This is a genomic window from Campylobacter sp. BCW_6464 (assembly GCF_001762775.1).
In the GTDB taxonomy this organism is placed as follows: Bacteria; Campylobacterota; Campylobacteria; order Campylobacterales; family Campylobacteraceae; genus Campylobacter_D; species Campylobacter_D jejuni.
On record NZ_MJXM01000047.1, the window covers coordinates 68,000 to 84,048 of the forward strand.

The following is a 16,049-nucleotide window of genomic DNA, read 5'->3' on the forward strand; positions in this document are numbered from 1 at the left end:
CAATAGAATATTTTTTTGGTAACTTTAAGCATCGTAAAAATGTTTCAAAATATTATAAAATATAAAGATTTTATAATATTTATTTTAAATTTAAAGCAAAATTTATATTTATTGATTAAAATTAACTTAGACTTTAAAAATTTTCATAAAAGTCTTAATTTTTGAAATATTTTATAAGAAAGGTAAAAGATGAGTGAAAATGATTTTTTTGGTAATTCTTTGATTTTAAAACTTACACACACTCTTCGCTCTTGGCGTTTCTAAACTTCTTTTTATCTAAATTTTTTCTTTAGTATTATTTTTATTTATTTTATTTTTTTAAAAAAGGCCTATTATGTTTGTTAAAAATGTAAATTTTTATTACAGACAAATCCTTGAAAAATTTGAAAATTCTTATTTTGCAGAGGATTTGACTAAGGTAATTATAGGGATTGATTGTGATTATTTAGATGCTAATGAATTATCATTTAGCGAGTTTAAGGCAAAATATTATGAAGCTTTAAGTAAGAATAAAATTTGCGACTTTGCTGGATTTTTTGGAGTTTTTAGTGCGAATTTTGTATCTTTGTTTGAGAAAATTCCACTTTCTTCTAAGAAAAATTATGATTTTCCTTTATTTTTATTTGCCAATGCTAAAGCTTATTTGATTTATGAGAAAAATAGTAAGATGTTTTTTAAATTTGGCGCTTCAAAATATTTTGAATATTTAAAAGATGATATTGAACCAATTAAAAAGAAACAAAAAAATGCTTTTGAAATTTTAAATTCTTTAGAAGATGAAAAAAATGATTTTTTAAAAATGTGTGAAAAAGCTAAAGAATATCTTTTAAGTGGAGATATTTTTCAAGTGGTCTTAAGTAAGCAACTTTGTATCAAGCATCAAGTAAATGCTTTTGATTATTATGAGAGTTTAAGTGCTTTAAATCCAAGCGCTTATATGTATTATTTTCCAAGTAAATATGGTGTTGTTTTGGGTTCTTCTCCAGAGTTTTTATTGAAAATTAAAAAAAGAGAGATTTATTTAGCCCCTATTGCTGGAACTAGAAATTTGGAAAATAACTGTGATCTTTTAGCTTTAGAAAAAGATCTTTTAAGTGATGAAAAAGAACTTAGTGAACATAAGATGCTTGTAGATTTAGCAAGAAATGATGCTTCTAAATTTGGCGCTCAAACAAGAGTGGAAAATCTTTTTTCTATTATTAAAAATAAATTTGTAATGCACATAGTGAGTGAAGTGTATGCCAATATGAAAGAAGATGCGAGTATTTTCGATGTGATTGAAGCAGTTTTTCCAGCGGGAACTTTAAGCGGAGCTCCTAAAATAAGAGCTTTAGAGATCATTAGTGAGCTTGAAGATTGCGATCGTGGAATTTATGGTGGTGCGGTAGGATTTTTAAATTTTAACGAAGACATAACTTTAGCGATTTTAATTCGTTGCGCTTTTTTTACTCAAGATAAGGCTTATTTGGCAAGTGGGGCGGGTATTGTTTTGCAAAGTGAGAGTCAAAAAGAATATGCAGAAATTTGTGCTAAACGCAAGGCGCTTTTGGTAGCTTTTGAAAATTTAAAAAAGGAAAATCAATGATACTTTTAATTGATAATTATGATTCTTTTGTTTTTAATGTCAAAAGCATGTTAGAGCAACTCAGCAATGATGAAATTTTAGTAAGAAGAAATGATGAAATTTCTCTGAGTGAAATTAAAAATTTAAATCCTACTCATATTATTTTAAGTCCTGGTCCAAAGCATCCAAGTCAAAGTGGGATTTGTCTTGAAATTTTTAAAGCAAGGCTTAATATCCCTGTTTTGGGCATTTGTTTAGGACATCAAGCTTTAGCTTTAGCTTTTGATTCTTTAGTGGTTAAGATGCAAGAGCCTATGCATGCAAAAAATTCTTTGATAAAACAATGCAAGGAAAATGAATTATTTTCTAATTTGCCTCCAAATTTTAGCGTGATGCGTTATCATTCTTTAGAGGTTAAACAGCTTAGTGATGAGCTTGAAATTTTAGCCCTTGATGAGAAGGGTGTGATTATGGCTTTGGGACATAAAAATTTACCTTATTATGGTGTGCAATTTCATCCTGAAAGCTATTTTAGTGAATATGGCTTACAGCTTTTTTCTAATTTTTTAAAACAAGATATAAAAAAATCACAAAAACAAGAAAATCCTTTAAGTTTTTATTTGCAAAAAATGAGTGAAAATCATTTTTTACAAAGCGATGATTTTGAGCAAATTTGTAAGATTATTATGTCTAAAGATTATGAAATTTTACAAGTGGCGGCTTTGTTGATTTTAATCACAGAAAAGTCTTTAAACGAAAAATCTTTAAGTGCTTTTGTAAGACAAATTTTAAGATATTCTCAAACTTTTAGTGATGAGAGTGAGATGATTGATATTTGCGGAACAGGTGGAGATGGTTTTAAAAGTATCAATGTTTCTACGACTAGCGCTTTTATTTTAGCAGCTTTAGGGGTAAAAGTAGCCAAACACGGAAATCGTGCCATTTCAAGTTCTAGCGGAAGTACAGATGTGTTAGAAGCTTTAAATATAACTACTCTAAACACTTTAGAATCAGTTTTAAAACAACTAAATAATCAAGGGCTTAGTTTTTTACATGCTCCATTTTTTCATCCTTTAGTAGGAGAACTTAAAGAGATCAGATCAAGACTTGGAGTAAGAACGGTTTTTAATGTTTTAGGTCCTTTATTGCACCCTAATTTAAAGTTAAAATATCAACTTATGGGAAATTATCACGCACCTGTGCATAGGCTTTTGATAGAGGTTTTAAAAAATTTAGGACGCAAAAAAGCTTTAGTGGTAAGAGGAAATGATGGTATGGATGAGCTTAGTATTTGTGATGAAAGTAAAATTTATGAGCTTTGTGAGGGAGAAATTTTAGAGTATTCTATCTGTCCTGAACAATTTGGTTTTAAAAGAGCTTTTCATAGTGAAATCATAGGATCTAGTGCATATGAAAACGCTAAGGATTTAAAAGATATTTTAAGTGGTAAAATGCAAGGGGCAAAATTTGATTTAGTAGTTTTAAATGCTATGTTTGCACTTTATACAGCCAATAAAGCAAGTTCGCCTTTAGTGGCTAAAGATATGATTTTAGAAGCCATTTATTCAGGTAAGGTTATAGAGTATTTTAAGGAGTATCAAGCTTATGCTAAAGCTTAAAATTTGTGGCATTAAAGATGAAAAAAATGCTAAAGATTTAGCTTTTTTAAATATTGATTTTTTTGGACTTATTTTTGCTAAAAGTCCAAGAAGAGTGAGTTTAGAACAAGCAAGAAATTTAAGTGCAATTTTTCATGAAAAAGATAAAAAAGTTGTCGGTGTTTTTGTAGATGAAAATTTGGAACAAATTTTAAGATGTATTCAAGAAGTTAAGCTTGATGGAGTACAAATTTATCGCACTATTACCAAAGAAGAATTTGAAATTTTAAAGGTACAAAATGTTTTTGTATGGCAGGTGATAAGTGTGGAAGATAGTTTAGATTTAAAAAGTGAAATTTTTGCTGATTTAGTGCTTTTTGATGCTAAGGGAATTTTAAAGGGCGGTAATGGAATAAGTTTTAATTGGACTTTATTAAGTTCTTATACTAAAGATTTTGTATTAGCTGGAGGCATAGGTTTGGATAATATTCATAAGGCCGTAAAAACAGGAGCTAAAATTTTAGATCTTAATTCGAAGCTTGAAGATGAAAAAGGCTTAAAAGATATCAACAAAATAAAACAAATTTTAAAGGAGCTGAAAAAATGAAAAAAGCATATTATGGGGATTTTGGTGGGCAGTTTTTGCCTGAAAGTGCAATGTTTGCTTTAAATGAGCTAGAAAGTGCTTTTTTGAAATTTTCTAAAGATAAACTCTTTAAAAAAGAATTAAACGAGCTTTTAAAAACTTATGTGGGGCGTCCTACTCCGCTTTATTTTGCTAGAAATTTAAGCAAAAAATATCAGCATGAAATTTATTTAAAACGCGAGGATTTAAATCATACTGGAGCACATAAAATCAATAATGCCATCGCTCAAGCCCTTTTAGCAAAAAAAATGGGAAAGAAAAAAATCATAGCAGAAACAGGAGCAGGTCAACACGGACTTGCAACAGCCACTGCAGCAGCACTTTTAGGACTTGAATGTGAAATTTATATGGGGGCAACTGATGTACAAAGACAGGCTTTAAATGTTTATAAAATGGAGCTTTTGGGTGCTAAAATTCATGCAGTACAAAGTGGGCTTAAAACTCTAAAAGAAGCTACTACTGCAGCTATTCAAGCTTGGGTTGGAGATATTAAAAATATTTTTTATGTGGTTGGAAGTGCGGTAGGTCCTTATCCTTATCCTAAAATGGTAACGCATTTTCAAAGCATTATAGGAAAAGAATGCAAAATGCAACTTCAAAAACTCAATAAAAAAGTAGATTATATTATTGCAGCTGTTGGGGGTGGAAGCAATGCAGCTGGGATTTTTTATGATTTTATCAAAGATGAAAATGTTAAACTTATAGGTATTGAAGCAGGGGGGCTTGGCATCGATACACCTTATCATGCAGCGACTTTAAATAAGGGAAAAACAGGCATTATTCACGGTATGAAAACCAAGGTTTTACAAGATGATTTAGGCAATATCTTGCCTGTGCATAGTGTTTCTGCAGGGCTTGATTATCCAGGAATTGGCCCTTTGCATGCTTTTTTATTTGAAAGTAAAAGAGCGCAATATCATGCTATAAGTGATGAAGAATGTATGCAAGCTTTAAAATTACTTTGCAAAGAGGAAGGTATTATTGCAGCGATTGAAAGTTCGCATGCTTTAGCGTTTTTAGAAAAACTTTGTCCAACTTTAAAAAAGAAAAGCGTGATAGTAGTAAATCTTTCAGGCAGAGGAGATAAAGATATGCAAATGATTAGAGATTATAAAAAAGGGGTGATTTATGGTTGATTTTAGAAAATTTTATAAAGAAAATGCAAATGTGGCTTATACGGTTTTAGGTTATCCAAATCTTCAAACAAGTGAAGCTTTTTTGCAAAGATTAGATCAAAGCCCTATTGATATTTTAGAACTTGGTGTTGCTTATAGTGATCCTATTGCCGATGGTGAGATTATTGCAGATGCGGCAAAAATAGCTCTTAATCAAGGCGTGGATATTCATAGTGTTTTTGAGCTTTTAGCTAGGATAAAAACTAAAAAAGCTTTGGTTTTTATGGTTTATTATAATTTAATTTTTTCTTATGGCTTGGAAAAATTTGTGAAAAAAGCAAAATCTTTAGGGATTTGTGCTTTGATTGTGCCTGAATTGAGTTTTGAAGAAAGTGATGATTTAATTAAAGAGTGTGAAAGATATAATATAGCTTTAATCACACTTGTAAGCGTTACAACCCCTAAAGAAAGGGTTAAAAAATTAGTAAAACATGCTAAAGGTTTTATTTATTTATTAGCAAGCATAGGTATTACAGGTACGAAAAGTGTCGAAGAAGCAATCTTGCAAGATAAAGTAAAAGAAATCAGATTTTTTACAAATTTGCCTATTTTTGTAGGTTTTGGCATTCAAAATAATCAAGATGTAAAAAGAATGAGAAGAGTTGCTGATGGAGTGATTGTGGGAACTAGCATAGTAAAGTGTTTTAAACAAGGAAATTTGGATATAATAATGAAAGATATTGAAGAAATTTTCAAAAAATAAAATTTTAAAACATATTTTTATTTTATATTTACTATAATTTTAAATTAAGTTTTTTATAAAGGTGGTAGCTATGTTAAAGATTCTTGAGTATTCCATCACTCATTTTTGCGAGCATATCTTAAGACTTCGCATTGAAGCAGCTCAAGATATAAGCGGTGAACTTTATGGAGCGAGTATTTCTATCATGGGCAAAAGCGAAGGAGAAAGTAATTTTTATTTATTTTTTCCAAAAGAATTTTTAAAAAAAATTGCAGAAATTTTAATTAATGATGAAAAATTTAAAGAAGATGACTGGTGCGATTTAACTAAAGAATGTGCCAATCAGATTATAGGTTATGCTAAAAATTTGTTAAATGATGCCAAGGGTGATGACGAGTATAAACTCGGAATTCCGGAATATTTAGGAAAAGTTGATTTTTCTGAAATAGTTCTAGATGAAGCTTTAACTTATAAATTTGAAAATTGTTATTTTAGAATAGGATATTGCAAATAATGAGCGATGATATAGAGTTTAACATTCATCATGGGCTTTTACAATCTTATGAAGATATCTTAGATATTACAGTAGATTTTGTAAGCGAGCTTGGAACTACAAATATGAGTGTAGCGGAGCTTTTAAAACTTGAAGTAGGTTCGGTTATTGATCTTGAAAAGCCTGCTGGAGAAAGCGTTGAGCTTTATATCAATAAAAGAATTTTTGGCAAAGGCGAGGTTATGGTTTATGAAAAAAATCTCGCTATAAGAATTAATGAAATTTTGGATTCTAAGACTGTGCTTCAATACTTTAAAAAAGAAATTTAAATGAGATTGCTAGTATTATTTTTTTTAATTTTACCTTTATATAGTGTTGAGTTGATTAGTTATAATATCTACGATAGAAATGACCGAGTAGATTTAATGCTTTCTTTTGATAATGCTTATAATGGCAAGATTTCTCAAAAAAAAGAAAAAAATTTAACTCTTTTAACTTTTAGTGATTTAACGTATTCTAAAGATGAATTAAAAGAACTTAACTCTCAACTTGTAGATAAAATTAGTATTAGTTCTAAAAATAATAATACCTATATTATGCTACAAAATAAACAAAATATTAATTTAGAACTTAGCTCTATCAATGATAAATTTGGAGTAAGAATACGAGCTATAGAGCAAGGGAAAGCAAATATCGAATCTATAGTATCACCTACAACTACTGCGAATAATTCTCAAGAATTAATGCCTAAACCAAAAAGTACAAGTTTAGAAGGGTATGATTATACAAATTATATCTTGGTAATGCTGAGTTTAGTTATTTTGTTAATAGTGCTTTGGTGGTTTAAAAAGACTATGGTTTATAAAAATAACAATGTTTCTAGAGATTTTACTATGATTTTCCAAAGATTTTTAGATAAAAATAATCAACTTGTTGTTTTTGATCATGCTAATAAACGTTATACAATGATAATAGGTAATTCCAATGTGCTTTTAGAAAGTGTTGAAATTCCAGAGGAACAAACAATAAAACATACAGAAAAAACAGAGAAAAATTTTGATTCTTTTTTTGAAGAGAATAAAAAAAGAATTCAAAATCTTATAGAGCAGCGTCAAAAAGGTAAAAAATCTTAAATTTTTTGATTGATTGCCAATGCTATGGTAACTGGTTTTGCAATTTTTTTGAGCTCATCTTTGGGTAAATTAAGAATTTTGTTTTCTTGATATATATAAAGAGTATTGTTTGCAAAAGCAAAATCAATCTTATCTTCATTTGTGCTTAAAGTTTTAGCTAAGCACAAAATAAAATTAAGCCATGAAATGGTATGAATATTGGGTAAAAGTTGTTTATAGGGTTCAAGATTATAAGGATTAACTTTTTTTCCATTAAGCTTAATAATGCTAGCAATTAAAGCTTTTTCTTTATGCGAAAATCCATAATTTAATCCACCTAGTACAAAATGAGCAGAGTGTTCATTAGCAAAATAGAAATTTAAATATTCTCCAATATGGCATAATTTAGCAGCATTTAGTAAAGTATGTTTGTAGTTATCGTTAAGTCTATGAAGATTTTTAAGGGCTGTAAAAATTTGCAGAGCAAAATGTGGAGTTTTATTTTTTTGTTTTGATTGTAAAAATTTATCTTGTAAACATTTTAAACTAGGATTGAAATTTGATGGAAATGTGATTTTAGGACGAAGCAAATCTTGTAAATAAACTCCTTCTCTGATTCCAACTCCACTCGTGATAACTTGTTTGGCTTTTATTTTTTCCGCAATCTTTAAAAAAATAAATATACCTTCTTTAATGGTATCAAAACGATCCTTTTTTATGCCAAAATTGATTAAAGAGTCTAAGTTTGAATTAAAAATTTTTAAAATATGTCCTTTTTCTTCATCTAGCATATAGCGAAAATCATGTAAATTTTTCAGTGGATAGGAATTTTTTTGCATGATGGAATTAGATATTGCTCTTAAGCTTCCACCTATTGCAATAAGGTTTTGATTGCAAAATTCTTTAGGAATTTGTTCTAAAATTGGTTTTATAAATTCTTCTAAAGAATCCATTTTTCCAGTATCATAGAATAATTCTTTTAGCCTAACAGTGCCAATATCAAGAGATATGCAAGAAATAATTCTATTATTTTTTATTAAACACAATTCACTAGAACCACCACCTATGTCTAAAGTGGTTCCATCCTTAAAAGGACTTAATAAATTTAAAGCCGCAAGACCACCTAAGTAGCTTTCGCTTTTTCCATCTATACAGCGTATATTTAAAGACAGATTATCTTTGATTCTCTTAATGAAATTTTTTGAATTTGGGGCATCTCTTAAGGCTGATGTGCCTACTATAAATATTTTTTTGCATTTATGCTTTAAAGCGCATTGTTTGAAAAAAGCTAAAGCATCTTCAGCTCTTTGCATGGCTTCTTCTTGGAGAATTTTGCCATTATTATAAGCATTTTCTCCAAGTCTTACTTTGCGTTTGTATTCGCAAGTTGTATAAAAACCATATCTAGAAGTTTTTTCAAAAATCACCATTCTAATGGAGTTTGAGCCAAGATCAACAACGGCTGTTTTTTTTGCCATTAAAATTCTCTATCTCTATGTTTGAGTTTTAATTCTTCTATAGTTTCTACATTATCAGGATCAGGAATGATACATTCATATGGGCAAGCAACAATACAGGCAGGCTCTGAAAAATCATTAACGCACTCTGAACAAAGATCAGGGTCTATTACATAAATTGGACTATTTTCATAAATAGCTTCATCAGGACATTCTTCTCTGCAAGCATCACAACATACGCAGTCTTTTGTAATTAAAAGAGACATCATAACCTTTCAAAAATTTAAAAAATAATTTTAGTTTATACAATAACCAAACTTAAATAAAATATAAAAATAGAAATAAAGATAAATTTTTTGCACCGAAGGTGCAAAATTGTTAAGATTTTTTAGGGAAGCAGAAACGGTATCCTCTACGACGAACTGTTTCTATGGTAGATATATTTAATGGTTTATCCATTTTTTGACGAATTTGATTGATAGCTACTTCGATAACATTTGGAGTTACTAGCTCAGGTTCTTCCCAGATGGCATCTAAAAGTTGTTCTTTGGATACAATTTGATCCGAATGTCTTGCTAAGTGCGTTAAAACTTCAAAAGGTTTTCCTTTAAGTTCTATATCTTGACCTTTATAAGTAATTTTTTCCTCATCTGGATCAATAACTAAGTCTTCAATTTTAATAACATTGGTTCCGCCAAGTCTTAGTCTTGCTTCAATTCTTGCGAGTAGAATATCAAAATCTAAAGGTTTTCTAACAAAATCATCAGCTCCAGCTTTCAAAGCTTTGATTTCTGTTTCTTTGTCTGTTTTTGAAGACATAATCATAACTGAAGTTCTTGGAGATTTATGTTTGATGGTATTAACAAGTTCTGCTCCATCTCCATCAGGTAAAGTCCAGTTTGCTAAAACTAAATCATAATGTCTAATGCCGATAAAGTATTCTCCATCTTTAAAATTTTCAGAAGAATCGGTTTGATAACCAAATTCATTAAGATTGTCTATAATTGTTTTATTTAGGCTAATCTCATCTTCTATAACTAAAATTCTCATTTGTTCTATCCTTATTAAGAAAAATTTAAAGAATTATATCATAGCTTAAGTAAATGTTTAGATATCTTTAAAAAAAAATTAATATTTTTTTTTCAATTTAACCCCAACTGTAGCATTTTTTATTATATGGGGTTTGAAAATTTTTATGTTAAGATTGGTTAAATTAGGAAAATCTTTTTTTAAATTTAAGCTTACAAAGTCTAAAGACTCTTCAAGGGTGTAAAATTCTTCTTTTTTATACCATTTTTTAATTTTGGTAATTACCTCTGCATAATTTAAAAATTCATTTGCTTTAGCTTTAAGCTTGATAATAATTTTTTGTTTTTTCCTTCTTTCGAAATCTAATATACCAATGATACACTTAAAGTGAAATTTTATTTTTATATGACTTTGCATTCTTCTTTAAAAATCAATCTTTTAATATTAGGTAGATGTTTATATACTATAATAAAAGCGATAATGAAAACGGGTGCATGTGTATGAATTTCTAAGTCATAATTAAATATAAAAGAACTTGCAACAAAAGCAAGTAACGCTGCTAAAGAAGCTAGCGAAGATATTTTGAAAATTTTTCCAATAACTACCCACACAATAAATGCTGTAAGCACTTCCAATGGAAGCAAAACTATCATAGCACCTGCTCCTGTTGCTATGCCTTTCCCTCCTTCAAATAACAAGTAAATTGAAAAACAGTGTCCAAAAATAGCCAAAACTGCCACGCTCCAAAGCAAAGCTTGATCATAATGAAGAAATTTCAAGATTAGTAAAGGAATAGCTGCTTTTGCAAAATCTAAAATTATTGTAGCAATGGCAAGTTTTTTTGCTAGTTTGGGATTTTTTTCTTTTACTACTCTTAAAACATTGGTTGCCCCTATACTTTTTGAACCTTCTTTTTTGATATCAGTTTTAGCAAAAAATTTAGCTAGGATTAGCCCAAAAGGGATTGAACCTAAAAGATATATAAAAGCGTAAATTATTAAATTTTCCATAATATCCTTTTCAAATCATCTTAAAATTTTAAGATTTATAACTAAAAATTATATCTTATGAAAATAAATAAACAAAAAATAATTTTTAAGATAAAAATAGTATTAATTAATTATAAATATTTTTCAATAATATTTATTTTTATTTAAGCTCTAAATGATTATTATTTTATTTTAATTTATCTTTAATAGGAGTTTGTAAATGAAAGTAAAATCATTGCTAATCGCATCCTTAGTTGCTTTTTCAAGCTTAAATGCTGCAAGTCTTATAGATGAAGCTAAAAATTCAGGTCTTGTTGCCTTACCAAAAGATCAAAAAGGCGTTGATGAAATTTTAAAACAAAATGGAGTAAAGGCTAGTGAATTTACTCTTGAAAAAGCAGAGCTTGGTAAAAAGCTTTATTTTGAACCACGCCTTTCAAAAAGTGGTATCATTTCTTGTAATACCTGTCATAATGTAGGACTTGGTGGAATAGATGGAATCAGTACTGCAATAGGTCATAAATGGACAGCAAATCCTCATCATTTAAATTCACCAACAGTTTATAATGCAGTTTTAAATAGTACTCAATTTTGGGATGGTCGTGCAGGAACATTAGCCGATCAAGCTAAAGGTCCAATCCAAGCTGATCCTGAAATGGCAACTCCTGCTAAACTTGCAGTAGAAAAAATTTCATCTTTGCCTGAATATGTGAGTGAGTTTAAAAAAATCTATGGTAAAAGCGGTGTAAATTTTGACAATATTGCTGATGCAATTGCAAATTTTGAAAGAACTTTGATCACTCCATCTCGTTTTGATAAATTTTTAGAAGGCGATGAAAAAGCTTTAACAAAAGAAGAACAAAAAGGCTTAAAGCTTTTTATAGACAAGGGTTGTGTAGCTTGTCATAATGGTGTGAATTTAGGTGGCAATATGCAAGCGTTTGAAGTTGCTGGTAAATATAAATTTGCAAATTTAGGTGATTTTAAAGGTGATGCAAATGGCATGGTAAAAACTCCAACTTTAAGAAATGTTGCTGAAACTGCTCCATATTTTCATAATGGTGCGATTTGGAATTTAAAAGATGCTATTAAGGAAATGGGTAGTGTGCAACTTGGCATTAAAATTTCTGATAAAGAAGCAAAAAGTATTGAAACTTTCTTAAAATCTTTAACAGGAACAAAACCAGCAATTGTTTATCCACAACTTCCTATTTCTACCGAAAGAACTCCTAAACCTGAACTATAAGGTTCCAAGCAAGCTCTATTTTTAGAGCTTGTTTAAATTTCTTTATCTTAGCTTTGTTATAATTGTCTTTAAATTTTGCTAGAAAGGTTTGCAATGAAACTTTTTGGAACTGATGGAGTTCGTGGAAAAGCGGGTGAATTTTTAGATAGTTTTTTGGCTATGCGTTTGGCAATGGCTGCGGGTATTTATTTTAAAGATAAAAGTATTACTAATAATATCTTAGTAGGAAAAGATACAAGAAGAAGCGGCTATATGATAGAAAATGCTATTGTTTCAGGGCTTACTTCTATAGGATATAATGTTATACAAATTGGTCCTATGCCAACTCCTGCGATTGCATTCTTAACTGAAGATATGCGTTGTGATGCAGGGATTATGATTTCAGCTTCTCACAATCCTTATTATGATAATGGTATTAAATTTTTTGATGCTCATGGAAATAAACTCAGTGAAGATATAGAGAAAAGAATAGAAGAAATTTATTTTGATGATAAGCTTATACAAGCCTCTAAGGTGGATATGGAAAAAATTGGTCAAGCAAAAAGAATTGATGATGTTATAGGAAGGTATATTGTTTCTATTAAAAATTCTTTTCCAAAAGATCTTACTTTAAAGTCTTTGCGTGTGGTTTTAGATGTGGCTCATGGGGCAGCTTATAAGGTAGCACCTACTGTTTTTAAGGAATTAGGTGCTGAAGTTATAGTAATGAGCGATAAACCTAATGGACTTAATATCAATGAAAATTGTGGAGCTTTACATCCTGCAAATTTAGCTGCTGAGGTAAAGCGTTTGCGTGCAGATGTGGGCTTTGCTTTTGATGGTGATGCAGATCGTTTGGTGGTTGTAGATGAAAAAGGAGAAGTGGCTAATGGAGATAGTTTATTAGGGGTTTTAGCGCTTTATCTTAAAGAACAAGGTAAATTACAATCAAGTATTGTGGCTACTATAATGAGTAATGGTGCTTTAAAAGAGTTTTTAAATAAACATGGCATAGAACTTGATACTTGTAATGTGGGCGATAAATATGTGCTTGAAAAATTAAAAGCTAATGGTGGAAATTTTGGCGGAGAGCAAAGCGGACATATTATTTTTAGCGATTATGCAAAAACTGGAGATGGTTTGATAGCTGCTTTGCAATTTAGCGCTTTAATGCTTTCTAAGAAAAAATCTGCAAGCTCTATTTTGGGTCAAGTCAAACCTTATCCTCAGCTTTTAATCAATCTTAAAATTGCAGAAAAAAAAGATTTAGATAAAATTAAAGGTTTAAAAGAATTAAAAAAAGATTTAGAAAATAAAAATATTAATACCTTATTTCGCTATTCTGGAACAGAAAATTTGATAAGACTTTTGCTAGAAGCTAAAGATATTAAGCTCTTAGAAAAAGAAATGAAAAATGTTGTGGAGTTTTTTAAGAAAGCTTTAAATGGCTAAAACTTTTAAATTTATTTTTTATTTTTGGGGTGCCTTTGTTTTGGTTTTTACTCTTGATCAATGGGTAAAATCCTTAACTTTAGCAGGACTTAGATGGCAGAGTGAATACTTAGATTTAACTTATGCTCTAAATACAGGCGTAGCTTTTTCAATGTTGAGTTTTTTAGAGCATAATTTAAAATATTTACATCTTGCTTTAATTGGCGTGCTTTTTATTTATCTTTTTTGGCAAAAAACACTTTTAAAAACTCATAATATAGCTTTTGGAATGATGCTTGGTGCTGGTGTTTCAAATTTATTGGATCGTTTTATACATGGAGGTGTAGTGGATATGTTTTTTTGGCATAAATGGTTTAATTTTGCTATTTTTAATGTTGCAGATGTCATGATAAATATAAGTGTAGCTTTGATTTTAGTACAAGAAATATTTAAAAAAAGGAAAAAAGATGACAGAATGGATTAATGATTATTATTTTTGGATTAAATGGGTGCATTATTTGGCATTTGTTTCTTGGATGGCGGGTCTTTTTTATTTACCTCGTCTTTTTGTGTATCATGCTGAACATAAAGACAATAAAGGTTTTGTCGAGATTGTAAAAATTCAAGAAAGAAAACTTTATTTTTATATACAAACTCCTGCAATGATTGTGACTTTAATCACAGGAAGTTTAATGTTGCATGCTCATAAGGAAGTTTTAATGGTAGGTTCGGGTTTTATGCATGTTAAACTTACCTGTGTTACACTTTTGATTATTTTCCATATACATAATTATTATTGTTTAAAAGCTTTAGCAAATGATACTTCTGCTAAAAGTGGGAAATATTTTAGAATTTATAATGAATTCCCAACTATAATGTTTATTATTATCGCTTTAATGATGGTTGTTCGCCCCTTTTAGTTTGTCTCCGCTTTAAATTCCATACTAGCGGAGTTAAGCGGATCAATATTTTCTTTCATGATATCGATATAATCTTTATTTTTAAGACGCTTATCATCTCTAAATACTGCACGCACAAGATCCATTCCTGTGTAAAAATCTTTCATTAAAACCACAAAAAGATATTGACCAAATTCAGTTGCGATTAAAGCATTTTGATCTTTTATGATGGCACCACTTGTTTTAAGCCCTAAAAGTTCTATGAAAAGTTCTTTTTCGAGGTTGCAATTTAGGGTTTTATTAAATTGATCAATTTCTATTTTTCCTGAAAAAATTTCAGTTAAAAAGACATATTTGATAATTTCTTTTTTATCAAAACAAGCTTTGGCTATATTAGCATTTTGTTTTTCTTGTATAAATTTAGCATAATCATTTAGATTAAATGCATTGATTAAAAGCTCCCCATCTAAAAAGCTAAAAGCCCCGCTGCCCACTCCTAGATATTCATGATGAGAACTAACATATTCGTCATTAAGCTTGTTTTTTTCTAAAGAAAAACTCCAACCATTGTTTTGGGTATAGTCTTTAAAAAATTCACATATGATTTGATAATAAGTAAATTCATTATCTTTAATGCTTACTCCTAAACTTTTAGCGATATTATCTTTGGTAAGATTTGATTTCATTAAAGGATAGGTTGTGATTTGTTGCGGGGCTAAATTTTTAGCAATTTCTAAGTCATTTAAAAGTTGTTTTTCGCTTTGTCCTGGAAGATTGAAAATAAGATCTATACTAAAAATAGGTAAAATTCCTAAAGCTTTTGAAATTTTTTCTTGAAGTTCTTTAGATGAACCAAATTTATTATATCTTGCCACTTTTTTTAAAGTTTCATCATCAAAACTTTGAATCCCACAACTTAAACGATCAATTATACCTTTAAACATAGAAAGCTTATTTGGATCAATATGATTTGGATCGCTTTCGCATGAAATTTCTTTTATATTAAATAACTTTTTACAAAGTTCTAAGGTTTTTAATAATTCCTCTTCGTTAATCAGTGTTGTACCACCACCCACATACATGGAGCTAAAATCAAAACCTTTATCTTTCATGATTTTAATTTCTTCTCTAAGATTTTGAAAATACACTTTGGCTAAATTTTCATCATAATAATATTTATGAAAGCTACAATAAGGACAAAAAGTATGGCAAAAAGGTACATGGGCATAAAGCATATAGCTTTTGTCTTGTTTTGGAATTTTTTCTTTGGGTTGTTTTAAAAGTTCGACATTGAAACCTTTTTGGAGGGATTTTTCCATCATAGTATGAGAGTATTTTAAAGCTAAATTTTGAAATAAATTCATAAGTGGCCTATATATTAAAATATTTAAGGTATAACTTTATCAATTTTTAGCTAAAATAGGAGTAAATTTTTTATTTCTTAAATAAAAAATGGGATTAAGTTTTTAAATTATTTAAAAAGGATATAAAATGGATAAAGCCAAAATTGTTCAAAATTTAAATGTTTTGTTTAAACAAAGAGCAAAGTTTTACTCTTATTTTGATGAAAATATTGCTAAAATCAATAATACTGAAGTATTTGATTTTAAGAATGCTAAAAATTTAAATCCAGAAGAGGTATATAGGCAATTTTATCATTTTGATTATGCTATAAGAAAATTATTGCCTGCTATTTACAAGGCTTATGAAATTACAGATGCAGATTTAGACAAAGATTTTTAATTTATT

At 29.2% G+C, this 16,049-nt stretch carries 20 protein-coding genes; 14 read left to right on the forward strand and 6 right to left on the reverse strand.

Annotation, left to right across the window (positions count from 1 at the left end; translation table 11 throughout):
• The first annotated feature begins 39 nt into the window (after positions 1-39).
• From AJ885_RS05620 to AJ885_RS05660, 9 genes are all read left to right on the forward strand, one after another.
• The gene (locus AJ885_RS05620) at positions 40-165 is read left to right on the forward strand and encodes a hypothetical protein (protein WP_002854718.1); all 126 of its coding nucleotides are present in this window, start codon (positions 40-42) and stop codon (positions 163-165) included.
• 169 nt (positions 166-334) lie between these two features.
• Positions 335-1,585 carry an anthranilate synthase component I family protein gene (locus AJ885_RS05625; protein ID WP_002861115.1) on the forward strand — a complete coding sequence of 417 codons (1,251 nt, stop codon included), beginning with the start codon at positions 335-337 and terminating at the stop codon, positions 1,583-1,585.
• On the forward strand, positions 1,582-3,183 hold the full coding sequence (gene trpD / locus AJ885_RS05630) for an anthranilate phosphoribosyltransferase (protein WP_070210136.1): 1,602 nt from the start codon (positions 1,582-1,584) through the stop codon (positions 3,181-3,183). Before AJ885_RS05625 ends, trpD begins: the two co-directional genes overlap by 4 nt.
• Positions 3,170-3,769, forward strand: a complete 600-nt coding sequence (locus tag AJ885_RS05635; RefSeq protein ID WP_002854429.1) for a phosphoribosylanthranilate isomerase — start codon at positions 3,170-3,172, stop codon at positions 3,767-3,769. The genes trpD and AJ885_RS05635 overlap by 14 nt, the downstream gene beginning before the upstream one ends.
• Positions 3,766-4,944 carry a tryptophan synthase subunit beta gene (trpB, locus tag AJ885_RS05640; RefSeq protein ID WP_002857405.1) on the forward strand — a complete coding sequence of 393 codons (1,179 nt, stop codon included), beginning with the start codon at positions 3,766-3,768 and terminating at the stop codon, positions 4,942-4,944. The genes AJ885_RS05635 and trpB overlap by 4 nt, the downstream gene beginning before the upstream one ends.
• A complete protein-coding gene (trpA, locus tag AJ885_RS05645) occupies positions 4,937-5,686 on the forward strand; it encodes a tryptophan synthase subunit alpha (RefSeq protein ID WP_044778489.1) in 750 nt (249 codons plus the stop codon). The genes trpB and trpA overlap by 8 nt, the downstream gene beginning before the upstream one ends.
• 70 nt (positions 5,687-5,756) lie before the next feature.
• On the forward strand, positions 5,757-6,179 hold the full coding sequence (locus tag AJ885_RS05650) for a chemotaxis protein CheX (protein WP_044780438.1): 423 nt from the start codon (positions 5,757-5,759) through the stop codon (positions 6,177-6,179).
• Positions 6,179-6,487: a flagellar motor switch protein FliN gene (fliN, locus tag AJ885_RS05655; RefSeq protein WP_002824739.1), complete on the forward strand. Its 309-nt coding sequence runs from the start codon at positions 6,179-6,181 to the stop codon at positions 6,485-6,487. The genes AJ885_RS05650 and fliN overlap by 1 nt, the downstream gene beginning before the upstream one ends.
• Positions 6,488-7,291 (forward strand): hypothetical protein, encoded by an 804-nt coding sequence (locus tag AJ885_RS05660; protein ID WP_053872663.1) that lies wholly within the window; start codon positions 6,488-6,490, stop codon positions 7,289-7,291. It begins immediately after the preceding gene.
• Here AJ885_RS05660 and AJ885_RS05665 read toward each other — a convergent pair.
• From AJ885_RS05665 to plsY, 5 genes are all read right to left on the reverse strand, one after another.
• Positions 7,288-8,748 (reverse strand): Ppx/GppA phosphatase family protein, encoded by a 1,461-nt coding sequence (locus AJ885_RS05665; protein WP_070210137.1) that lies wholly within the window; start codon positions 8,746-8,748, stop codon positions 7,288-7,290. The two genes, AJ885_RS05660 and AJ885_RS05665, sit on opposite strands and share 4 nt — an antisense overlap.
• Positions 8,748-8,993, reverse strand: a complete 246-nt coding sequence (locus AJ885_RS05670; protein WP_002854647.1) for a YfhL family 4Fe-4S dicluster ferredoxin — start codon at positions 8,991-8,993, stop codon at positions 8,748-8,750. The genes AJ885_RS05665 and AJ885_RS05670 overlap by 1 nt, the downstream gene beginning before the upstream one ends.
• A gap of 112 nt (positions 8,994-9,105) precedes the next feature.
• Positions 9,106-9,777, reverse strand: coding sequence for a homeostatic response regulator transcription factor HsrA (gene hsrA / locus AJ885_RS05675; RefSeq protein WP_053872665.1), 672 nt, complete (start codon positions 9,775-9,777; stop codon positions 9,106-9,108).
• Between the two features lie 78 nt (positions 9,778-9,855).
• Positions 9,856-10,173: a dihydroneopterin aldolase gene (locus AJ885_RS05680; protein WP_002857609.1), complete on the reverse strand. Its 318-nt coding sequence runs from the start codon at positions 10,171-10,173 to the stop codon at positions 9,856-9,858.
• A complete protein-coding gene (gene plsY / locus AJ885_RS05685; protein WP_002861122.1) occupies positions 10,158-10,766 on the reverse strand; it encodes a glycerol-3-phosphate 1-O-acyltransferase PlsY in 609 nt (202 codons plus the stop codon). The genes AJ885_RS05680 and plsY overlap by 16 nt, the downstream gene beginning before the upstream one ends.
• Positions 10,767-10,965: 199 nt before the next feature.
• Between plsY and AJ885_RS05690 the strand changes: the two genes are divergently transcribed.
• From AJ885_RS05690 to hemJ, 4 genes are all read left to right on the forward strand, one after another.
• Positions 10,966-11,991, forward strand: coding sequence for a cytochrome-c peroxidase (locus AJ885_RS05690; RefSeq protein ID WP_053872645.1), 1,026 nt, complete (start codon positions 10,966-10,968; stop codon positions 11,989-11,991).
• 93 nt (positions 11,992-12,084) lie between these two features.
• Positions 12,085-13,422 (forward strand): phosphoglucosamine mutase, encoded by a 1,338-nt coding sequence (glmM, locus tag AJ885_RS05695; protein ID WP_070210138.1) that lies wholly within the window; start codon positions 12,085-12,087, stop codon positions 13,420-13,422.
• Positions 13,415-13,885, forward strand: coding sequence for a signal peptidase II (gene lspA / locus AJ885_RS05700; RefSeq protein ID WP_044793899.1), 471 nt, complete (start codon positions 13,415-13,417; stop codon positions 13,883-13,885). The genes glmM and lspA overlap by 8 nt, the downstream gene beginning before the upstream one ends.
• The gene (hemJ, locus tag AJ885_RS05705; protein ID WP_002861126.1) at positions 13,869-14,321 is read left to right on the forward strand and encodes a protoporphyrinogen oxidase HemJ; all 453 of its coding nucleotides are present in this window, start codon (positions 13,869-13,871) and stop codon (positions 14,319-14,321) included. Before lspA ends, hemJ begins: the two co-directional genes overlap by 17 nt.
• On the opposite strand, the gene AJ885_RS05710 is transcribed toward hemJ, so the two are convergent.
• Positions 14,318-15,664 (reverse strand): coproporphyrinogen III oxidase family protein, encoded by a 1,347-nt coding sequence (locus tag AJ885_RS05710; RefSeq protein ID WP_053872675.1) that lies wholly within the window; start codon positions 15,662-15,664, stop codon positions 14,318-14,320. The genes hemJ and AJ885_RS05710 overlap by 4 nt on opposite strands.
• Before the next feature lie 127 nt (positions 15,665-15,791).
• Here AJ885_RS05710 and cmeU point away from each other — a divergent pair, with 127 nt between their 5' ends.
• A complete protein-coding gene (gene cmeU, locus AJ885_RS05715; RefSeq protein WP_002870770.1) occupies positions 15,792-16,043 on the forward strand; it encodes a CmeU family protein in 252 nt (83 codons plus the stop codon).
• Positions 16,044-16,049: the final 6 nt, after the last annotated feature.